The organism is Geomonas agri (genome assembly GCF_020179605.1).
GTDB classification, from domain to species: Bacteria; Desulfobacterota; Desulfuromonadia; order Geobacterales; family Geobacteraceae; genus Geomonas; species Geomonas agri.
Genome location: NZ_JAINZO010000001.1, coordinates 1,961,126 through 1,980,222 on the forward strand (window position 1 = coordinate 1,961,126; position 19,097 = coordinate 1,980,222).

16 protein-coding genes are annotated in these 19,097 nt (G+C 61.4%); 8 read left to right on the forward strand and 8 right to left on the reverse strand.

All coding sequences use genetic code 11. The features are described from left to right. Positions 1-7 precede the first annotated feature (7 nt). The 6 genes from K7R21_RS08550 to K7R21_RS08575 form a co-directional block, all read right to left on the reverse strand. Complete coding sequence (locus K7R21_RS08550; protein ID WP_224982843.1) at positions 8-1,180, reverse strand: 6-phosphofructokinase; 1,173 nt, start codon at positions 1,178-1,180, stop codon at positions 8-10. Positions 1,181-1,488: 308 nt separating this feature from the next. Then, positions 1,489-1,788 (reverse strand): hypothetical protein, encoded by a 300-nt coding sequence (locus K7R21_RS08555; RefSeq protein ID WP_224982844.1) that lies wholly within the window; start codon positions 1,786-1,788, stop codon positions 1,489-1,491. Continuing rightward, entirely contained in the window at positions 1,785-2,252 is a 468-nt protein-coding gene (locus K7R21_RS08560) for a DUF2889 domain-containing protein (RefSeq protein ID WP_224982845.1), read from the reverse strand. Before K7R21_RS08560 ends, K7R21_RS08555 begins: the two co-directional genes overlap by 4 nt. A 151-nt stretch (positions 2,253-2,403) precedes the next feature. After that, complete coding sequence (locus K7R21_RS08565) at positions 2,404-3,579, reverse strand: thiolase family protein (RefSeq protein ID WP_224982846.1); 1,176 nt, start codon at positions 3,577-3,579, stop codon at positions 2,404-2,406. Between the two features lie 153 nt (positions 3,580-3,732). Then, entirely contained in the window at positions 3,733-4,902 is a 1,170-nt protein-coding gene (locus tag K7R21_RS08570; RefSeq protein WP_224982847.1) for a M24 family metallopeptidase, read from the reverse strand. A 21-nt stretch (positions 4,903-4,923) separates the two neighbouring features. Then, on the reverse strand, positions 4,924-6,513 hold the full coding sequence (locus K7R21_RS08575; protein WP_224982848.1) for a PAS domain-containing sensor histidine kinase: 1,590 nt from the start codon (positions 6,511-6,513) through the stop codon (positions 4,924-4,926). A gap of 248 nt (positions 6,514-6,761) precedes the next feature. On the opposite strand from K7R21_RS08575, the gene K7R21_RS08580 reads away from it, so the two are divergent. From K7R21_RS08580 to K7R21_RS08595, 4 genes are all read left to right on the forward strand, one after another. After that, positions 6,762-7,244: a PaaI family thioesterase gene (locus K7R21_RS08580; protein ID WP_224982849.1), complete on the forward strand. Its 483-nt coding sequence runs from the start codon at positions 6,762-6,764 to the stop codon at positions 7,242-7,244. 432 nt (positions 7,245-7,676) lie between these two features. Continuing rightward, complete coding sequence (locus K7R21_RS08585) at positions 7,677-10,961, forward strand: cache domain-containing protein (RefSeq protein WP_224982850.1); 3,285 nt, start codon at positions 7,677-7,679, stop codon at positions 10,959-10,961. 150 nt (positions 10,962-11,111) lie between these two features. After that, entirely contained in the window at positions 11,112-11,429 is a 318-nt protein-coding gene (locus K7R21_RS08590) for a hypothetical protein (RefSeq protein ID WP_224982851.1), read from the forward strand. Positions 11,430-11,576: 147 nt separating this feature from the next. Further along, entirely contained in the window at positions 11,577-12,053 is a 477-nt protein-coding gene (locus K7R21_RS08595; RefSeq protein ID WP_224982852.1) for an SH3 domain-containing protein, read from the forward strand. Between the two features lie 234 nt (positions 12,054-12,287). On the opposite strand, the gene K7R21_RS08600 is transcribed toward K7R21_RS08595, so the two are convergent. Continuing rightward, positions 12,288-12,746 carry a YbaN family protein gene (locus tag K7R21_RS08600; RefSeq protein ID WP_224982853.1) on the reverse strand — a complete coding sequence of 153 codons (459 nt, stop codon included), beginning with the start codon at positions 12,744-12,746 and terminating at the stop codon, positions 12,288-12,290. Positions 12,747-13,115: 369 nt separating this feature from the next. Here K7R21_RS08600 and K7R21_RS08605 point away from each other — a divergent pair, with 369 nt between their 5' ends. Further along, complete coding sequence (locus tag K7R21_RS08605) at positions 13,116-13,472, forward strand: DnaJ family domain-containing protein (protein WP_224982854.1); 357 nt, start codon at positions 13,116-13,118, stop codon at positions 13,470-13,472. A gap of 100 nt (positions 13,473-13,572) precedes the next feature. After that, on the forward strand, positions 13,573-13,983 hold the full coding sequence (locus tag K7R21_RS08610; protein ID WP_224982855.1) for an SseB family protein: 411 nt from the start codon (positions 13,573-13,575) through the stop codon (positions 13,981-13,983). A gap of 143 nt (positions 13,984-14,126) precedes the next feature. Here K7R21_RS08610 and K7R21_RS08615 read toward each other — a convergent pair whose 3' ends face one another. Next, complete coding sequence (locus K7R21_RS08615) at positions 14,127-15,437, reverse strand: SPOR domain-containing protein (RefSeq protein WP_224982856.1); 1,311 nt, start codon at positions 15,435-15,437, stop codon at positions 14,127-14,129. A gap of 299 nt (positions 15,438-15,736) precedes the next feature. Here K7R21_RS08615 and K7R21_RS08620 point away from each other — a divergent pair, with 299 nt between their 5' ends. Next, entirely contained in the window at positions 15,737-16,372 is a 636-nt protein-coding gene (locus K7R21_RS08620; protein WP_224982857.1) for a YkgJ family cysteine cluster protein, read from the forward strand. 376 nt (positions 16,373-16,748) lie between these two features. Beyond that, entirely contained in the window at positions 16,749-19,052 is a 2,304-nt protein-coding gene (metE, locus tag K7R21_RS08625; RefSeq protein ID WP_224982858.1) for a 5-methyltetrahydropteroyltriglutamate--homocysteine S-methyltransferase, read from the forward strand. Positions 19,053-19,097 lie beyond the last annotated feature (45 nt).

Genomic DNA, 19,097 nt, shown 5'->3' on the forward strand with positions numbered 1-19,097 from the left:
CCCGCTTTCAGTACAGGAACATCGGCTTGCCCAGCACGTGGCGCACCTTGGGCCGGTACTCGGCGGCGTCGTACAACTCGGCCACGTCCACCCGCTTTTCCCCCTGCATGATGGTGCTGATCGGGATGTGCCGGTAGGTTCCCCCCTGCATGGCGACCATACGCCCCGACATCCCCTCGGTGATCAGGTCCATGGTCATGTTGGCATAATTGTAGGCCACCATCAGGTCGAGCGAATCGGGGGCACCGCTACGCATGAGATAGGAGAGCTGCTGGTAGATAATGTGGGACCCAGTCAGCTGCTTGATCGCCTCGCTCACCACCACGCCGATGCCGCCCAGCTTCTTGTGCCCGTAGGCATCCTCCTGGCCATACTCGACGATCTGCCCGCCGACCATGGAGGCCCCTTCCGAGATGGTCACCATCGCGTAGTTGCTGCGGTTGGATTTCTTATCCTCCTGCAGGAGCAGCGAAAGCTTCTCCACGTCGAAGGGGACCTCGGAAATAATGGCGCGGTCCACCCCGGCCAGGTACGCGGAGATGAGCGAGGTTTCCCCGGAGTTCCTGCCGAAGAGTTCCACAACCGCGATCCGCTCATGCGAGCCGGCGCTGGTGCGCAGGTTGTGGATGAAGTTGACGCTCCTTGTGACCGCCGTGGAGAAGCCTATGCAGTAGTCGGTGCCGAAGACGTCGTTGTCCATGGTCTTCGGGATGGCCACGATGGGGACACCCTCGCGGTTCAGGCGCTCGGCATAGCTCAGGGTGTCGTCCCCGCCGATCGGTATCAGCACGTCGATGCCAAGGTGCTCCAGGTTGGCGAGGATGTGCGAGGTGAAGTCGTGATTCCCCTCCGCGGACGGGTCGAACTCGGCGCCGCGCAGGAAGGTGGGAACGTCGCTGCCGGCCACCTTGCCGGGGTTGGTACGGCTGGTGTGCAAAAAGGTCCCGCCGGACCGGTCCACGGTGCGCACGGTGTGGCGATCAAGCGGCATGATGGTGTCGTCCCAGCTGTCCGGGTCGTCGCGGTTGTAGGCCAAGAGCCCGCCCCAGCCGCGCCGGATGCCGACCACCCGGTACCCGTTTTCCGAGGCGCGCGCCACCAGGGTCTTCAGGGCGGGATTGAGCCCCGGCACGTCACCACCGCCGGTCAGAACGCCTATGGTCTTCTGCCTGTCTGCCATGGCAATCTCCTTTAATGATCAGCATTAAAAAACTTTCACATTATACAGGAGCGGGTTTTCATTTCAAGGTGACCTGAGATCTCCATTTTAGGAATGTTATTCGGGAATTGTGGGGGGCTTGGTAAGACAAATTGCAATCCAGACAAAGAGCAAATCCCCCCTGCCCCCCCCTTTCACAAAGGGGGGACCTGGATCCCCCTACTCTTCCCGTTTGGCCGGGGCGAGGCGGAAGATGAAGAGGGACATCTCGGACGGGAGCATGGGGCCGCCGTAGCAGCCTTGCATGAGGCGGCGTTCGGTTGGCGCTTTCAGGTGGTGAGGTAGTAGGTGATCTCGTTGTGCCCGACCAGGAGTTCCAGCCCGGAGAGAGCGGGAGGGGCGCAAGGGGTCGCGCCGCTTTCCTGCAGCATGGACCAGGCGTGCTGTTCGCACTCGGGGGTGAAGTAGAGGTCAGTGCCCCCGTCTTGTACCGGTTTGCGGAATAAAGCCATGGTGCGGGGACCGCCCGCCGAGCGGAACAGCGCGGTGAAGGCGTCCTGGATCGCGGTCGACCTCCCCGCTGAGACCTCGACGGCGCTCAGGTGAAGATGGTGCCATTGCATACTCATACTCCCTCCCCGCCTTTACTTTCCGGGGGCGCAACGTAGCCGGCGCAGGTGCCGACCAGTTTCTCGTGAATCGCGTCCAGCATCTCCGCCTCGTCGGTGAAACCAGCGGCGGCACCCAGATTCAGGGCCAGAGGCAAGAGTCCCATGAGCAGGTTGCGCATGTTACCGCACCCCGTCGAGCCGCCCAAGGCTTCGGAGACCTTGCGCTGCAGGCCGCGCCCGATGACGAAGCCGTTCAACTCTGCCATTCGCGCCGATACGTTGCGGCAGTCCGGAGTGGGGGACTTACGGAAATCGGCTTCCGCCGAGATGATCTTCATAGTGGCTACCTCGACCCGCACCTCCAGGAGCACGTCGTGGAAGCGGTCCTTCATGGTGGCGGTGAGCAGCGCCGTACCGTCGCCCTGCTTCAACAGGCGGTACGAAATGTCCCTCTGGAAATCTTCCATGCTGTTCAGTTGCATCGACACTACCTTTCTGCGTTGGATGTCCGTCCCTGGAGCCGCAAGGCGGCCGGTCCGTCGGGGGGTGAGTTTCGCCGCTCGGGCAGGATATGTCAAGCGAAACTGGGGAGGGCTCCCGCCGCGCCGGCCAAGCGCGCAAGGAGAACGCCCGCTACACCCGCTCGAAGATCGCCGCCACCGCCTCACCGCCACCGATGCAGAGGGAGGCGAGGCCATAGCGCTTGCCGCTGCGGCTCAACTCGCGCACCAAGGTGGCGACCAGTCGGGCGCCGCTGGCCCCGATGGGATGGCCGATGGCGCAGGCGCCCCCGTTGACGTTGACCTTGCCGGCGTCGAGCCCCAGCTCCCTGATCGCTATCAGGGGTACGGCGGCGAAGGCCTCGTTGATCTCGAACAGATCGATCTGTGCCAAGTCCACCCCCGCCCTGGCACAGACGGCCTTGATGGCGCAGACCGGCGCGTCGGTGTAGTGGTCGGGATGCATGCTGCAGGTGGCATAGGCGACCAGGCGCGCCTTGGGCGCGAGGCCGAGGCGCTGTACCGCCTCCCCTCCGGCAAGGAGGGCAAAGGCGGCGCCGTCGTTGATGGTGGAGGCGTTGCCGGCGGTGATGGTCCCCTCCCGGCCGAAAGCAGGCTTCAGGTCCGCCATCCGCGCGATATCGGAGCGGAACGGCTCCTCGTCCTCGTCGACCACCTCCTTGCCGTGGTGCACCTTTTTCACGACCGGCACGATCTCGTCGGCGAAGATCCCCTCGCTCACCGTCTCCTGCGCCAACCGGTAGGAGCGTAGCGCAAACTCGTCCTGCGCCTCCCGCCCGAGCGCATGCCGCTTCACCGCCTCCTCGGCTATCTCCCCCATGTGCCGCCCCGAGTACGGGTCCTGCAGGCCGTCGTACAGCATCAGGTCCAGGAGCTGCCCGTGCCCCATGCGATAGCCGTAGCGCGCCTTCTTCAGGATGAAGGGAGCCAGGGACATGCTTTCCATGCCGCCGGCAATGACGATTTCTGCATCGCCCAGGGCAATGGATCCCGCGGCCAACATGATCGCCTTCAAGCCGCTGCCGCAGACCTTGTTGATGGTCATGGCGTTGGTGCTGTCCGGGATCCCGGCTCGCCGCATCGCCTGGCGCGCCGGTGCCTGCCCACAACCGCCGGACAGGACCTGCCCCACGATCACCTCGTCTACCGCCTCCGGGGTGACGCCGCTGCGCTCCAGGAGGGCCTGCAGCACCGGGGCGGCCAGGGCCGGCGCCTCCACATCGCACAACGCCCCGCCGAAGGAACCAAACGGTGTCCGCAACGCTTCGACCACGAATATGTCTTTCATGCCCCGTCCCCCTCACGCCACAGTCGATAAGAGAATAAAATGTACCCGCTTTTGGTCACATCTCCAGTGGCCGCTGACAAAACCGTGCTGGCTTCAAAAGAAAAAGGGCAGCCCGGTGTGGGCTGCCCTTGATGAGAAAGTCTGTGCCTATGCTCAGAGGTAGACGATGTCGTCAGGAAGGTCACTCAACCTGACGCCACCGTCGTCGCTCACTGCGAAGGTGTTTTCTATGCCGATGACCCCCATGCCGGGAAACACGAACTTCGGCTCTATGGCCAGGGTCTGCCCAGCCTGAAGCGCCACCTTGAACCCTTGTGCCAGTACCGGGAACTCGTCCAGCTCAAGCCCCACGCCGTGCCCAACAAACTTCGCATTCTCGCCTGGAGCTCCCATGAAGTGGTCGGAGAGCCCGGCAGCCTGCGCCATCTCGGCAGCCTTTAGGAACAGCTCCTCGCAGATCGCCCCCGGCTTCAGGTTCAGCGCCAGGTACTCCTGGATCGAGAGCGCCGTATGGAAAGCGTGCTCGAGCTCGGGGGCAAGCTTGCCGATCACAAAGAACCTGGTCATGTCGATGATGTAGCCGTTGAAGACCCCGGTGTAGTCAATGAGGATAGGAGCGTTGACGGGGATGAGGGCAGCGGAGGCGCCGTGCGGCGAGGCGCTGGACATCCCCTGCCCGGTGACCGCGCCGTCGAAGAAGCCGGTGTCGCCTGCGGTGGCCGAGGAGACCGCCAACCCCTGGAACAATTCCTGGTTGAAGGCGCGCATGCGCACGTACCCTTCTCCCCCAGCTTTCCTGAGCCGGTACTCGAACTCGGCAGCGAGGTCCACCTCGCGCATCCCGGCTTTGAGAAACCCGGGCACCTCGCGGAAGACGCCGGCCAACTGCGTGCCGCAGTAGCGGATCTGTTCCAGTTCCCAGGGCGACTTTACCGACCGAATCTCGCGGTTAACTGCGGAGACGTCGACGAAGTTACGGCCGGGGAGCAGCTTTTGATAGTAGTTCAACTGCTGTACCGGTGCCACGTCGAAGGTGAAGCCGATAGTAGTCAACTCGGCTCCGAACTCCCCGGGGAATTCCTTGCTGGAGGGAAAGGGGCGAGTGTCGTCGATGCAGCTTTCCTGCTTCCCCCTGATGAAGCTTTTGCGCACCCAGAGGCGCGGCTGGCCCGTGGCTGGGACCCATAGGGTCGAGTTCTGCCGGGTGCCAGAAAAATAGTAGACGTCGATCGGGTGGATGAAGAGGGCGCCGTCCATCCCCTTGTCCCGCAGCGCCTCTTGCAGCCTCGTGATTCTCTGTTGCGCTTCCTGCCTGGTCAGCATCGGTCCCCCCTGGTTGCGGCCTTAGCCGAGCGTGAAGAAAAATGTGGCGCCACTGCCGGGCTCGGACTGTGCCCAGATGTGGCCGCCATGGCGCTGGATGATGCGCTGCACACTGGCCAGCCCGATGCCGGTCCCCTTGAAATCATCCGAGTCGTGCAGGCGCTGGAATGGCTTGAAGAGGACCGAGGCCCGGCTCATATCGAACCCGGCGCCGTTGTCCCGCACGAAAAAGGCGTCCCGCCCCTGGTGCGACACGATGCCGAATTCCAGCCGGGTCTCCTCCTTCTTGGCTGAGTACTTCCAAGCGTTGCCCAAGAGGTTGTCCAGTACCACCCGCAGCAACTGGGGGTCAGCGTCGGCCACAATGCCGGGCTGGATCACGCACTCCACGCGGCGCTGCGGGTCGGAAAGCCTCAACTCGGTGAGGATCTCCCCGGCCAGTTCGCTCACATCCACCAGCTCCCTATTCAAGGATACGCTGTAGCGGCGCGAGAAGTTGAGCAGGGTGTCGATCAGGTGGTTCATCTTTAGGCTGCCGTTGATGATCTCCTGAACGTAGTCCTTGCACTGCGACTCCAACTGTTGCCCGTACAGTTCCATGATCACCTGTGCGAAGCCGTAGATGGCGGTGAGAGGGCGCCGCAGGTCGTGGGACACCGTGTAGTTGAAGGCTTCCAGTTCCTCGTTGGCCGTCTCCAGTTCGAGGGCGCGAGCGGAGAGATAGGTATGGAGCACCTCGATCTCCTCCGCGGCCTGCTTTCTGCGGGTGACGTCGGAGATCATGGCGAAGGAGCCCTGGAATGTGCCGCTTGCATCGTGAATGGGCATGGCCGATACGCTGGCCCAGACCCTGGAGTTGTCCTTGCGCACCAGGATGGTTTCGTAGTGTTCGGAGACGCCGTTCTCGCGGCTTCTCTGGCGGTCGGCGGTTTCGTCGTGCAGTGCCTGGTCGACGAACTCCAGGAAGGGACGCCCCAGCAGCTCGATAACCTCGTATCCCAGCATCTCGGCGAACTGGCGGTTCAGGTAGGAGAGGCAACCAGTGCGGTCGGCAGCGACGATAGACTCCTGCGCGGTCTCCACGATCATGCGGAAACGAGCCTCGCTCTCCTTGAGCGCCTTCTCGGCCGCCTTCCACTCGGTGACGTCGATCATGACGGCCATGGAGCGGACGATGGTTCCCTGCGCGTCCCGCTCGGCAGCGGCGCTCAGCAGGACGTCGATCACCGCCCCGTCCTTCTTGACCAGCTGGTATTCGACGTTGCGGCAGTAACCGACGCGGAAAAATTCCGGCAGCACCGTTTCCACGGCGTAACGACGCGAAGCGGGGGTAAGAAAGTCGATGGACGGGCGCCCCAAGACCTCGTCGCGGCCATAGCCCAGCACCTCGCACCAGTAGTTGCTGACCCCGAGCAGCAGACCGTTGCGGTCGATGGAGTGCAGCATGACCGGGGTGTCGTTGTAGAGGCAGCGGAAACAGCGCCCCCCCTGGTCCTCCCCTTGCAGAGCCTCCTGCTGTTCCTTCAGGATCAGACGCAAAGCGGCATTTTCAGCCTGCAGCCTGGCTACCTCGGCCTGGAGATCGCCTCCGGTTGTCACTTCGCCTTTCATAACAACTCCGGCACTTGCACGTAACGTTGGGGTGAGGATCTGTTTACGCTTTGTGGAGCGAAGTGTCAACCTGATTTGTGCCAGCAAAATCGCTGGAATTGGTCAGGCAACCTCGCGATTCGACAGGGATGAGGCATCGTCACAGGTTTTTTTGTATACGACATGCGACGCGCCCTTTATTTCCAGGAAAAACTCTGCTAAGGTAACCCTGCTTTACGTGCACGTAAACCAGATGAGGAGAAACTAGAGTGTCCAATTCAACCGTACTGAAAGCTTGTGAGCAGACCGAGATCGATCTCAGCGGCGCACCGGACTGGGTTCCGTTCGACGCACCGGCCCTGGTGGGAGACTCCCTGCGTTTCGTCTCCGGCGACTCCCGCGGCGACCGTTTCCGCGCCCGCTACTACCGGGACGCCGAACAGCACCTGCACGCCCGTTTCTGGCTGGGCCCCGAGGCGGAGGGGCCTCCAGGACATGCCCACGGCGGCGCCGTTGCGGCCATCATGGACGAGGCCCTTGGGCTTGCCGCGTGGGCAGCCGGCTATCCTATCGTGGTCGGCAACCTCAATGTGAGCTTCCGTAACATGCTGCCGCTCAGGAAGGTAGTGACCGTGGAAAGCAGGGTCGTTTCGGTTGAGGGAAGAAAAATCATGGTACACGGCCGTATCTTCCGCGGCGAGAAAACCTTCGCCGAGGCCCAGTGCCTGTGCATCACCATCCCCGGCAAGTGAGCCCGCTCCACGATTCCGCGGCGGCGTAGCCGCCGCGGGTCTCCGCCCGCCCTCGCGCTGGCCTGCGGGGCCCGCGGGCCGGCGCCCCCCCCCCCGCCCCCTCCGCCCCCCCCCCCCGGGGGGGGGGGGGGGCCCCCCCCCCCCGGTTCTCCTCCCCCCCTCCATCTTCCCTTACGCTCCAGCTGCCCTTCCCCCCGCACCTGCTTCCCTTTCACTCGCACTCCTCTCCTCGCTGCTGGCGCGCTGCCGCTGCTGGCGCGCACCTGCGCCGACGAGCCCCCTCTTTTTCGCAAAAGTCAGGTCCCAATTTCCCATTCACATTCCCGCACATGTTGCCGATAAACCACAATGAGTATGTCATAGCACCTCGGCAACTCTATCTGATCCGCAACCTGCAAGCCATAGGCACCGGGCTGCAAAGGGAGAAACTGAATGAGCATAAAACGGTTCAAAGACTGGAGCATCGCGGCAAAGGTGCTGAGCATCTCGCTGGCCACTGTGGTTATCATAGCGGCTGTGAACTTCTTCTACCTGCTGCCCACGATGCAGGACAGGATTTTAGCCGAACGGGAAGACACCCTGAAAGCGGTGGTCGACCTGCCGGTCGAGTTGGTCGCGGAATACGACCAGAGGGTCCAGAAAGGGGAATTCACCCTGGAGGAGGCGAAGAAGCGCGCCATGGAGCGCATCAGGAACATGCGCTACGGGGATAACGAGTACTTCTGGATCAACGACGTGAACGCGGTCATGCTCATGCACCCCCTCAAGCCGGAGTTGAACGGCAAGGACCAGAGTGGCACCAAAGACCCTACCGGCAAGACGCTCTTTGCGGAGATGGCCAACGTAGCCAAAAATAACGGAAGCGGCGTGGTTGAGTACCGCTGGCCCAAGCCGGGCTCGACCGTCCCGGTGGCGAAGCTCTCCTACGTGAAGCTGTACAAGCCCTGGGGGTGGATCATCGGCACCGGTCTCTACATGGATGACCTGCACCAGGTGATCGCGGATATGCGGTGGAAGATGGCGGGGATCACTCTGGCCATCGCGGTGGCGGTGCTGCTGCTGGGCTACCTTGTGGCGTCGCGGATCAGTAAAAACATCAACAAGCTGATCAAGGTCGCCGACCAACTGGCAGTGGGCAACGTGGACCTGGTCATCGAGAGCGATTCGCAGGATGAGGCAGGGAACCTGGCCCACGCCTTCAGCAAGATGGTCGACAACATAGCCGAGGCTGCCAGGGCAGCTGAGAAAGTGGCTGCCGGAGACCTGTCGGTCCAACTGCAGCCCAAGTCCGAGAAGGATGTCCTGGCCGTGAACCTCAACGTCACCATCGCCGCCGTACAGGCCATGGTCGCCGACGCCAACATGCTGGCCCAGGCCGCCATGGAAGGAAGACTCACCGAGCGCGCCGACGTCACCCGGCACCACGGCGACTACCGCAGGATCATCGAGGGGGTCAACGCCACCATCGCGCGACTGGTCGGTCTGCTGGACGCCATGCCGGCGCCGGCCATGATCGTGGACCGCGACTTCAGCGTCATGTACATGAACGAACTGGGCGCAAAGGTGGGGGGCAAGACCCAGGCCCAGGTGGTCGGCACCAAGTGCTACGACCACTTCAAGACCAGCGACTGCGGCAGCACCAACTGCGCTTGCGGCAGGGCAATGCAGACCGGCACCATGGCCAGTTCGGAGACCGACGCGCACCCGGCCGGGCTCAACCTCGATATCGCCTACACCGGCCTCCCTCTCCACGACAACAGTGGCCGCGTCATCGGCGCCTTCGAAGTGGTCACCGACCAGACCGCGGTCAAGCAGGCGGCCCGGCTGGCGAACAAGATCAGCGACTACCAGGAACAGGAGACCAGGAAACTTGTGCACGGCCTGGACAAACTGGCAAAGGGCCAGGTCGACTTTTCCATCACCACGGCCGAGGCGGATGCCGACACCGCCGACGCCAAGCAGATCTTCGATTCCCTCGCCGCCGCGGTGAACGGCTGCGTCGACGTGATCAAGACCCTCAACGCCGACACGGCGCAACTGTCCCAGGCGGCGCTGGAAGGGAGACTCACCGCCCGCGCCGAAGCACAGAAACACCAGGGGGCCTACCGCGATATCGTGCAGGGGGTGAACGACACGCTGACCACCATGGTCGGGTTTATGGACAACATGCCGGCGCCCGCCATGGTCATCGACAAAGACTTCAACGTCCTGTACATGAACCAGTTGGGCGCCAAGGTAGGCGGCAAGAGCCAGGCCCAGGTCATCGGCACCAAGTGCTACGACCACTTCAAGACCGGCGACTGCAGGACCGCGAACTGCGCCTGTGCCCAGGCCATCACTTCCGGCCTCGAGGCGACGCGTGAGACTGACGCCCACCCCTCCGCCGGCCTCGACCTCGACATCAGCTACACCGGCGTCCCCATCAAGGACAAAGAAGGCAAGGTGATCGGCGCATTCGAGGTGGTCACCGACCTCACCTCGGTGAAAACGGCGGCGCGCCAGGCCAAACGGATCGCGGACTACCAGGAGAACGAGACCAGGAAGCTCGTGGAGGGGCTCGGGCGGCTGGCTTTGGGCGACGTCAACATTTCGCTTTGCACCGAGCCCGCCGACAGCGACACCGCGGAAGTGAAGCACACCTTCGACACGCTGGCCCAGGCAGTGAACAGCTCCGCACAGGCCAACCGCAATATCTCCCAGGTCGCCCAGCAGATCGCGGCCGGGGACCTGACCCTGAAGCTGGTCGAGCGCTCCCCCGAGGACCAGCTCATGATCGCGCTCAAGGCGATGCTGGCCAAGCTGAACGAGGTGGTCACTGACGTCAAGGGTGCCGCGGACAACGTGGCGTCCGGCAGCCAGGAACTCTCCTCCAGTTCCGAGCAGATGTCGCAGGGTGCCAGCGAACAGGCGGCGGCAGCGGAGGAGGTCTCCTCCTCCATGGAAGAGATGACGTCGAACATCAGGCAGAATGCGGACAACGCACTGCAGACCGAGAAAATCGCCTCTAAGTCGGCCAAGGACGCCAAAGAGGGTGGCGAGGCGGTGACCCACACGGTTGCAGCCATGAAGGAGATCGCGGGCAAAATCTCCATTATCGAGGAGATCGCACGCCAGACCAACCTGCTCGCTCTGAACGCGGCCATCGAGGCGGCCCGCGCCGGCGAGCACGGCAAGGGGTTTGCGGTGGTGGCGAGCGAGGTGAGGAAACTGGCCGAGCGTAGCCAGCGGGCGGCAGCGGAGATTTCGGACCTCTCCTCCAGCAGCGTCGAAATCGCGGAACGTGCCGGCAACATGCTGAACCAGATGGTCCCGGACATCCAGAGGACGGCGGAACTGGTCATGGAGATCTCCGCCGCCTGCCGCGAGCAGGATACCGGCGCAGAACAGATCAACAAGGCCATCCAGCAACTCGATCAGGTCATCCAGCAGAATGCTTCCGCCGCAGAGGAGATGTCGTCGACCGCAGAAGAACTGTCGAGCCAGGCGGAACAGTTGCAGGGCTCCATCACCTTCTTCAAGGTGGAGGGCGCCCATGCCCAGCCCCCACTGCACGGGCTGAAGCAGGAGCCGGTACAGCACAAAGCCAAGCCGGCACCTCGTAAGAAGACCCTGACGCAGGCGGTGCCGCGGGTATCGGTGCAGTCCAAGCGCTCAGTCGTGGCGAGTGGACTGGCACTGGAGATGGACCAGGACGATTCCGACTTCGAAAAATTCTAATAAATTAGCTACAATAATAAGGCAGCACCGACAGTAACGGTGCTGCCTTACTTTTTTGAAGTTTTTGCTTCAGTAAAAACGGCCGACGCCGATAACTGAAACTATTGTGCAAACTCTGAAAGGACGCCCAGCGCGGGCCCACCCCCATCCATGGAAAAAACTCCCTTCGTCGTGCTGCTGTTCGTCGCCATAACAGCCCTTTTCGCGTTGAACCCAGGAATCCGCAAGGCAAGCCAGCAAGGCCGCAGCGAAATATCCGGCTACCAATACTCACAATTACATTCCGCGATGCAGCGCTACCCCGAGATCGCCGACAAGGCGCTCAATGAACTGACAGGAGAGCGGGTCAACCTGTCTCAGTACAACAGGATCATGCAGATAGTGGACCTCATCAAGCTCAGGGACGCACGACGCATGACGGCACACAACGGTGCAGTTCTACCAGTCAAAGCACTAGCCAAAAATTAGAGTGATTTTTTATTGATTATTTTTAATTGTATCGGTATTATTTCCGCGCTGGATCTAAAGCCGAAACTCCTGGGGCCACTTTACGTCGCCTCCCAGTAACTCTCAGCCTCGACCCCGTGGTCGCATTACTCATAAAAAGGAGACACCATGAGCAAAAAGATCCGCAACATCATTCTCGCAACAGCGGCTGTCGCAGCATTCGCCGTTCCGGCCCTGGCCGAAAGCACCAACTGCACGGTAACTGCCCCCGAAATCCGCCTGCGCAAGAGTGCCAGCAAGAAGGCGAAGGTGATCGCGGTCCTTAAAAAAGACGCCAAGGTCACCGCGGAGAGCTGCTCGGGAGGGTGGGTCAAAGTCTCCTCAGCTGACGGCAAGCTCAATGGTTACGTGGGTGGGTGGTCGCTCGCCTCGGCCGCTCCGGTCATGGTCGCCTCGACCGAACCGGTGCCCATCCCCTCCAATGCAGCACCGGCGGCAGAAGCTGCCAAGGAAGTCCCCAGCAACGAGAAGCTCGCCATGCAGATCACCGACCTGCGCCTCAAGGTGCTCAACGTCGAGCGCGACGTGGCCATGATGCGTAAGGACATCCGCAAAATCAAGGTCGCTATGAAGCACAAGAAATGATCCACGTGGGGACCGGAAACGGTCCCCATTCCCTCCCTCCCGCCGTCTTCCCCCAGTATCTCCCTTAGTCACGTCTCTAAGCCTGCCGACCCGCGCAACCTCCGGAAGCATCCAGCAGACCAGCTACGACGTGCAGCAAACGACCCGGGCGGCACATGACTCCGCGGAAGCGGCTTCGTTACTGAACCAGAACACGATGCAGCTCCAGGCCAGGGTGCGACAGTTCAGCATCGATTAGGGGATTGTTGAATCGGGATCGCGTTGCCTGGCGGCGCGTCCTTTGCTGCGCCGCGGCACCGTCCGCAGCGCAAGCAGGTACAGGGTCGCGCATGCGGCAACGGAGAAGAGCAGGACTCGCAGCCAGAGTGCTTCGACAACGACCAACGCGGTAACGGGGAAGGAAACCCAGATAGCGGCAAGAGCCAGGCATTTGGCGCGAAGCGGGACTGAGCCGTGCGCTAGGTACTCCTTCAGTACCGGGCCGAAATGCCTGTGTTCGACCAGCCAGGTGTGGAAACGTTCGGAGCTCCGGGAAAAGCAGATGACCGCCACCAGGAGAAACGGGACAGTCGGTATGAGAGGCAGGAACAACCCCACCACCCCGGCAAGAAGCGACAACAGGCCCGTCGCAATGAGCAGGTAGCGCAGCCATTCGCTTTTTACCAGCCTGACCTTCAGATGCCGATGCCGCATTGTACCCTCGGACAAGAACGGTCGCAGTGAAACTGCACGCCGAATCCACGTAAGACGAAATAACTCCCGTCTTAATTGTAAGCGAGGCGGACCGGTTTTAATATGGTATTTGTGCCAGGGTCAGGGACGCTGCAGCAGGAGAAGCTCGCGCTGTGCAAGCAGAAAGCGTCCCTCGGAGCCGAAGTCCCAGCGCTCAACCGTGCAGCATGGCGGGTCATCGTAGGCTAAGCGGCGACGGCGAGATCGAGCACATCCTGACAGCACAAAGAGAGGAGTTTAACACAATACGGGAGGGGAACAGGGTCGCTAAGAGGGAAGTTGACTATCTGCTGCCGGTTCTGCCACAATCGCGGAATGGAAATATTCGCATTGATAGCAGAAAGACGAATCAAGGAAGCGATGGAGCGCGGCGAGTTCGACAACCTTCCCGGGCGCGGCAAGCCGCTGGTGCAGGAAGACCTCTCGGCGGTCCCCGAAGAGTTACGCATGGCGTACAAAGTGCTCAAAAATGCCGGCTGCGTGCCTCCGGAGGTGGAGTTGACCAACGAGGTAGCTTCGCTACGGCGGCTGGTCTTGGATATGGAGGAGAGCGACGAGAGGGTTAAAAAGGTACGCGAACTCAACTTCAAGCTGATGAAGCTGGAGATGACCCGCAAGCGCCCTCTTTCCCTGGACCTGCTCCCCGAGTACCAAGGTAAGCTGCTCGACAAGCTGCACGGGGAATAGATCGTTTTATCTTTATCCTTGAAATGATCTGCCCCGTTCGGTATGGTGCCAGTGGAGACCACTACTAACCCCGCCCATTACATTCCCAAAGGAAACCCAGATGGAAAAACTAGACGAGGCGCTGGTAAGCATGCGCGAGAACACGACGGACGGCAAGAAGCAGTCCGCATTCTATGATCTCTTTCTCAACTCTTCCTTTTTCGTACCCATTATCGAGGATGGTGAGAAGCAAGACGAACAGGGCGGCGTCATGCCGCTGATCGCCGAGGCTGACGGCAAGGACTACTTGATGCTTTTCAGCTCGGTAGAGCGCCTCCAGGCTTGGGAAGCCACAGCCCCGTATATCGAGGTTCCTGGTCACCTACTCGCGTTGAGCACGGTCGAGCCGCTGAACTGGGCACTTAACGTCGGCACGGAGTATTCCAAGGAATTCCATTCTGAGGAAATCGCCTGGCTCAGAGACGCGGTCGAGCGATGCAACGCCGAAGCTGCGGCTGGCCAACAAGCTTGATGATCTTTCCGGGCGGGGTCCCGCCCTTTACAGCAAAAAATTGATCTCGAAGGGGCAGCGACGCCGGCTGCCTCTTACTAAACAGGAAAGGGGCAGCCATAACGGCTGCCCCTTTCTCATTTCACTACTGTCTAAAAACGAGCTTACTTCGAACGTTGTACCACGGCAGCCTTGACGCCGAGCTTCTCAAGTTCGGTCCCCTTCCGGGCGGCCTCCTCTTCGCTTTTAAAAGAACCGGCCGTGAGACTGAAGGTCGGAACCTGAACCGCTATCGGCCTGAGCTCCGTGGTGATACCGAAACGTGCCAACCGCAATTGTTCGTCCACCGCACTGATCTTGTCGAAGTAGGAGCCGGCATACACGTTGAACTTGCCACTCTTGTCCTGAAGCACGAAGTGATCAGCCTTGGCTTTACGCAGTTTCTGCAGCATTTTCTCTGCGGCCTGCGGATCAATGTACTCGCCGGCATGGATCCGGTTCATCTGCTCTTTTCGCTTGGGCCCACGCACCACGACTGCCTTGATACCGGCATTCTTGATCTTCTTCTTGACCTGGGCCACCTCGGACTTCAAGACAAAATTCCCGAAGTCGAGACTATAGCCACCAGCAGAAGCTGCACGTGCCGGTGCCTGCGGTTGGGATTGCGCTGCAACTACAGGTGCGGCAGCAGGTGCCGTAGCGTTGACCGCAGCATCGGTGCTGGTCTTCGCAGCGGCCTTGGCTACTAATTTCTCTGCAGCGGCCTTTTCCGCAGCAGCTTTCTTCGCGGCGGCTTTCTCTTCAGCCGTCTTTTTGGCAGCGGCTTTGTCAGCAGCAACTTTGTCAGCAGCGGCTTTCCTGGCAGCCGCCTTGTCGGCGGCGGCCGTTCCCGCAGCAGCTTTCTTAGCAGCGGCCTTCTCTTCTGCAGCTTTCTTGGCAGCGGCTTTGTCTGCAGCAGCTTTTTCCACAGCGGCTTTCTTGGCAGCGGCTTGGTCAGCAGCGGTCTTTTCGGCAGCAGCCTTCTTGGCGGCCGCCTTGTCGGCAAAGGCTTTCTCTGTAGCTGCTTTCTTGGCTGCAGCGTACTCAGCAGCGGCTTTCTCGGCAGCGGCTTTGTCAGCAACAGCTTTTTCCGCGGCGGCTTTCTCGACTGCTGCCTTGATGGCCGCGGTTCGCTTAGCAACCGCTTCCTCGATAGTCACCGGTCTTGCAGCAGATGCCTTGGGGGCAGCAGCTTGATCTGCAGACCCTTTTCCTGCGGCAGCCTCTTCAGCAGCTACTCTCTGAGCAGCCACCCTGTCCGCTGCCAGTTTCTCGGCTATCGCCTTGTCTACAGCAGCGTGCTCCGTTACTGCTTTCTCGGCGGCGGCCTGGTTCTTGGCTTGGGCAAACATTTCGTCTGAGTCTGCGAATGAGATGGAAGGAACAATTAGACAGGCCAGTACGAGTGCCACAAACAGGATGCGCATGGTGCTCATTCAAAACCTCACTTGTTTCAATAGAGTCCCCAGTTTTGGTGCGGTTGAGACAGAAGCAGGGAATGTTTCTGAACTTTTTGCAAGATTAGTGTACACGAAGGTCAATGTCAAAGAATAATTTAATATCATATTAGAAGAAGCCTGTAAGACTCTCCTGTAGAGTAGAGTAGAGTAGAGTAGAGTAGATCGTCCCACTACTGTTTGGCACAATCTCATTGCGTGACAGGTGCATTTCTTTTAGTACAATCTGCGGTATGAAAAGCATCGAATCATGGAATGAAGAGGAATTCCGCTCCGGTTTGACGGCTACGGTAGTGGAGGCTTTGCGAAAAGGCGCCGACCCTGCAACCGTGGCGCGTATGCTGGAGTCCTGTGCGGATGCTGCACAAGGCCTCTGCAACGATCGCCCCTACGCCTGTGCTGCCGGCTGCCCGCACTGCTGCGTGCTCAACGTAGCGGTTTTACTACCAGAAGCGATGACCATAGCGCTTTGGCTACGAGAAAGGCTCTCCGGTACGGAACTGGCCGGGCTGCAAATGCAGCTAGCCACGCATCGCTCCTGGGCCCGCTGGATGGACGACGACGAGCGGATCCTTAAGCAGATGTTCTGTCCACTGCTCGACCGTTGGGAGGCCTGCAGCGTCCACCACGTGCGTCCCCTCTCCTGCCGGGCGATAACCTCGCTGGACAGCCAGAGTTGCAAGGACGCGTTCTTCCCGACCGTCACGGATGAGGACCGTATGGTTCCTGCAGACCTGTTCCGCAAGGTGGTCTTCGACGCCGCCTTCACCGCCCTCGCCTCGGGGTTGTGCCAGGTCGGGCTGGACGACCGCAGCATCGAACTAGGCACGGGGGTTCTTGCCTTTTTGGAGCATCCTGAATTCGTGGAGAGGTTCCTGGCGGGGGAGAGGCTACCGCAGGCACTTTGGTTGTAATCCACCTAACCGCGGCAAAGGTTGAGGCAAATCCCCCCTATCCCCCCTATCCCCCCTATCCCCCCTATCCCCCCTTCGCAAAATGTGAGACCTCGTGATCTGGATCTATTGGGCAGATGCTCTGCAAAAGGGGCCCAGGCCATGGCCCTACCCTTTTTTTACGGCAGGACACGCTTATATTGGATGGCTGGTGTAGTCAATGACAAATTGCTCCAACAGGTTATGATACGCAGCTGTACCGGCGATTCCAATTCCGAAGTATGTCGCAGAGGCAAGACAAGCTGCACAACCAAAGGAAGCTGTTACAATTGTCAACTTGTCGTCGAGAACAGCGACACCCAGCTCACTTTACCAAAGTATGCGAAGGAGAAGCACTATGCCAGTTCTTGCCACAGTGTTAGGCCACCCCAGGATCGGTATCGCGAGAGAGTTGAAGAAGGCGCTCGAGGCTTACTGGAGCGGCGCATCCCCAGCAGAATCGCTTCTGGCGACAGCGCAGGAGATCCGCACCCGGCACTGGTCCATGATGAAGGAGGCCGGGCTGGACCAGGTCCCGTGTAACGACTTCTCCCTCTACGACCACATGCTGGACATGGCCGTTGCCGTCGGAGTCATCCCCGAGCGGTTTCGCAGCATCGCCAATCCCTTGAACCGCTACTTCGCCATGGCCCGCGGCGTCCAGGACAGGGGTGCCGGTATAGACCTCTCTCCCCTGGAGATGACCAAGTGGTTCGACACCAACTACCACTACATCGTTCCGGAGTTGGCTGCGGACCAGTCTTTCGCGCTGGACCCGACTAAAATCGCCGGCGAACTCGCCGAGGCACAGGCCCTGGGCGTGACGCCGCGCATGGTGCTCCCGGGCCCGGTAACCTTCCTGAAGCTGTCCAAGTTTGCCGACAACGTCTCCGGGTTAGACACCCTGGACCTGCTGCCGCGCCTGCTCCCGGTCTACGAGGAGTTGCTGGCGCTGCTCGCCGGCCACGGTGTGACTTGGGTCCAGCTCGACGAACCATGCCTGTGTTTCGACCTGGACACGCGTAGCGTGCAGGCGTACCGCACCGCCCTGGGCCGCCTGGCGACCACTGCCAAACGTCCTGCCCTGCTGGTGGCCGGCTACTTCGGGTCCATCGGCGATAACCTCGCCCTGGTCGCCGAGTCGGGATGCGACGCGCTGCACGTGGACCTGGTGCGCGCACCGGCGGACCTGGAAGCGGTACTGACCGGGCTCCCGGCTACCATGAAGCTGTCGCTTGGGGTGGTCGACGGTCGCAATATCTGGCGCGCGGACCTGGAAGCGGCGCACGGCATGGTCCGGCGTGCCGTCTCTACCCTCGGCAGCGAACGGGTCATGGTCGCCAGTTCCTGTTCGCTGCTGCATGTCCCGGTGGACCTGGATGCCGAGACCAGGCTCGACGCAGAGTTGAAGAGCTGGATGGCCTTCGCGGCGCAGAAGGTCGCCGAGGTGCGCCTTCTGGCCGACGCCGCCGAGCAGGAGCAGCCCCAGGGCGCGGTCTTCGAACAGGGCACCGCGGCGCTCGCCCGGCGCCGGGCCGCTGCAGCCGCCGACAACCCCACCGTCCGCCATCGGGCGGGACAGGTGACCGAGGCCATGATCAGGCGTAGCGCCCCCTTCGCGGAGCGGAGCGTCAAGCAGAAGCAACGCTTCAACCAGCCCCTGCTTCCTACCACCACCATCGGCTCTTTCCCGCAATCAAAGGAGGTGCGTGAGGCGCGCTCGAAGTGGCGTAGCGGCGCGCTCGACGCCCAGGGGTACCAGGATTTCCTGCGCGCCGAGATCAAGCGCTGCATCGAGAGACAGGAACAGCTCGGGCTAGACGTGCTGGTGCACGGCGAATTCGAGCGCACCGACATGGTGGAGTATTTCGGCGAGCAGTTGGATGGCTTCGCCTTCACCCAAAACGGCTGGGTGCAGAGCTACGGCTCGCGCTGCGTCAAGCCACCGGTGCTCTACGGCGACGTGGCACGCCCCCGCCCGATGACTGTCGAATGGAGCAGCTACGCCCAGTCGCTCAGCCAGCGCCCGGTGAAGGGCATGCTGACTGGTCCCGTCACCATCCTGCAGTGGTCCTTCGTGCGTAACGACCAGCCCCGCTCCGAGACCTGCCGCCAGATCGCACTGGCCCTGCGCGACGAGGTGGCCGACCTGGAGCGGGCCGGCATTGCCATGATCCAGGTCGACGAGCCCGCCATCCGTGAGGGGCTGCCGCTGCGTCGGCGCGACTGGGACGAGTACCTGGAGTGGGCCGTCGCCGCCTTCTGCCTCGCAACCGCCGGGGTGAGCGACGGGACCCAGATTCACACCCACATGTGCTACTCGGAGTTTGGCGACATACTCCCCGCCATAGTCGCCTTGGACGCCGACGTCCTCTCCATAGAATCCTCGCGCTCACGCATGGAACCGTTGGAGCATTTCCGCCAGTATGGCTATCCCAACGACGTCGGCCCCGGCATCTACGACATCCACTCACCCCGGGTGCCTACCGTGGAGGAGATGACGACGCTCTTGAAACTCGCCGCCGAGGTCCTGCCGGTGGAGCGCCTCTGGGTGAACCCCGACTGTGGTCTGAAGACCCGCGGCTGGCCTGAAATCGAGGCCTCGCTGGCCAACATGGTACAGGCGGCGCGGCAGGTCCGTCTCCAACTCGCCGCCGGTTAACCTACCGAACAGCCCCAACCGACGAAGTGAAACGCAAAAAAGGGA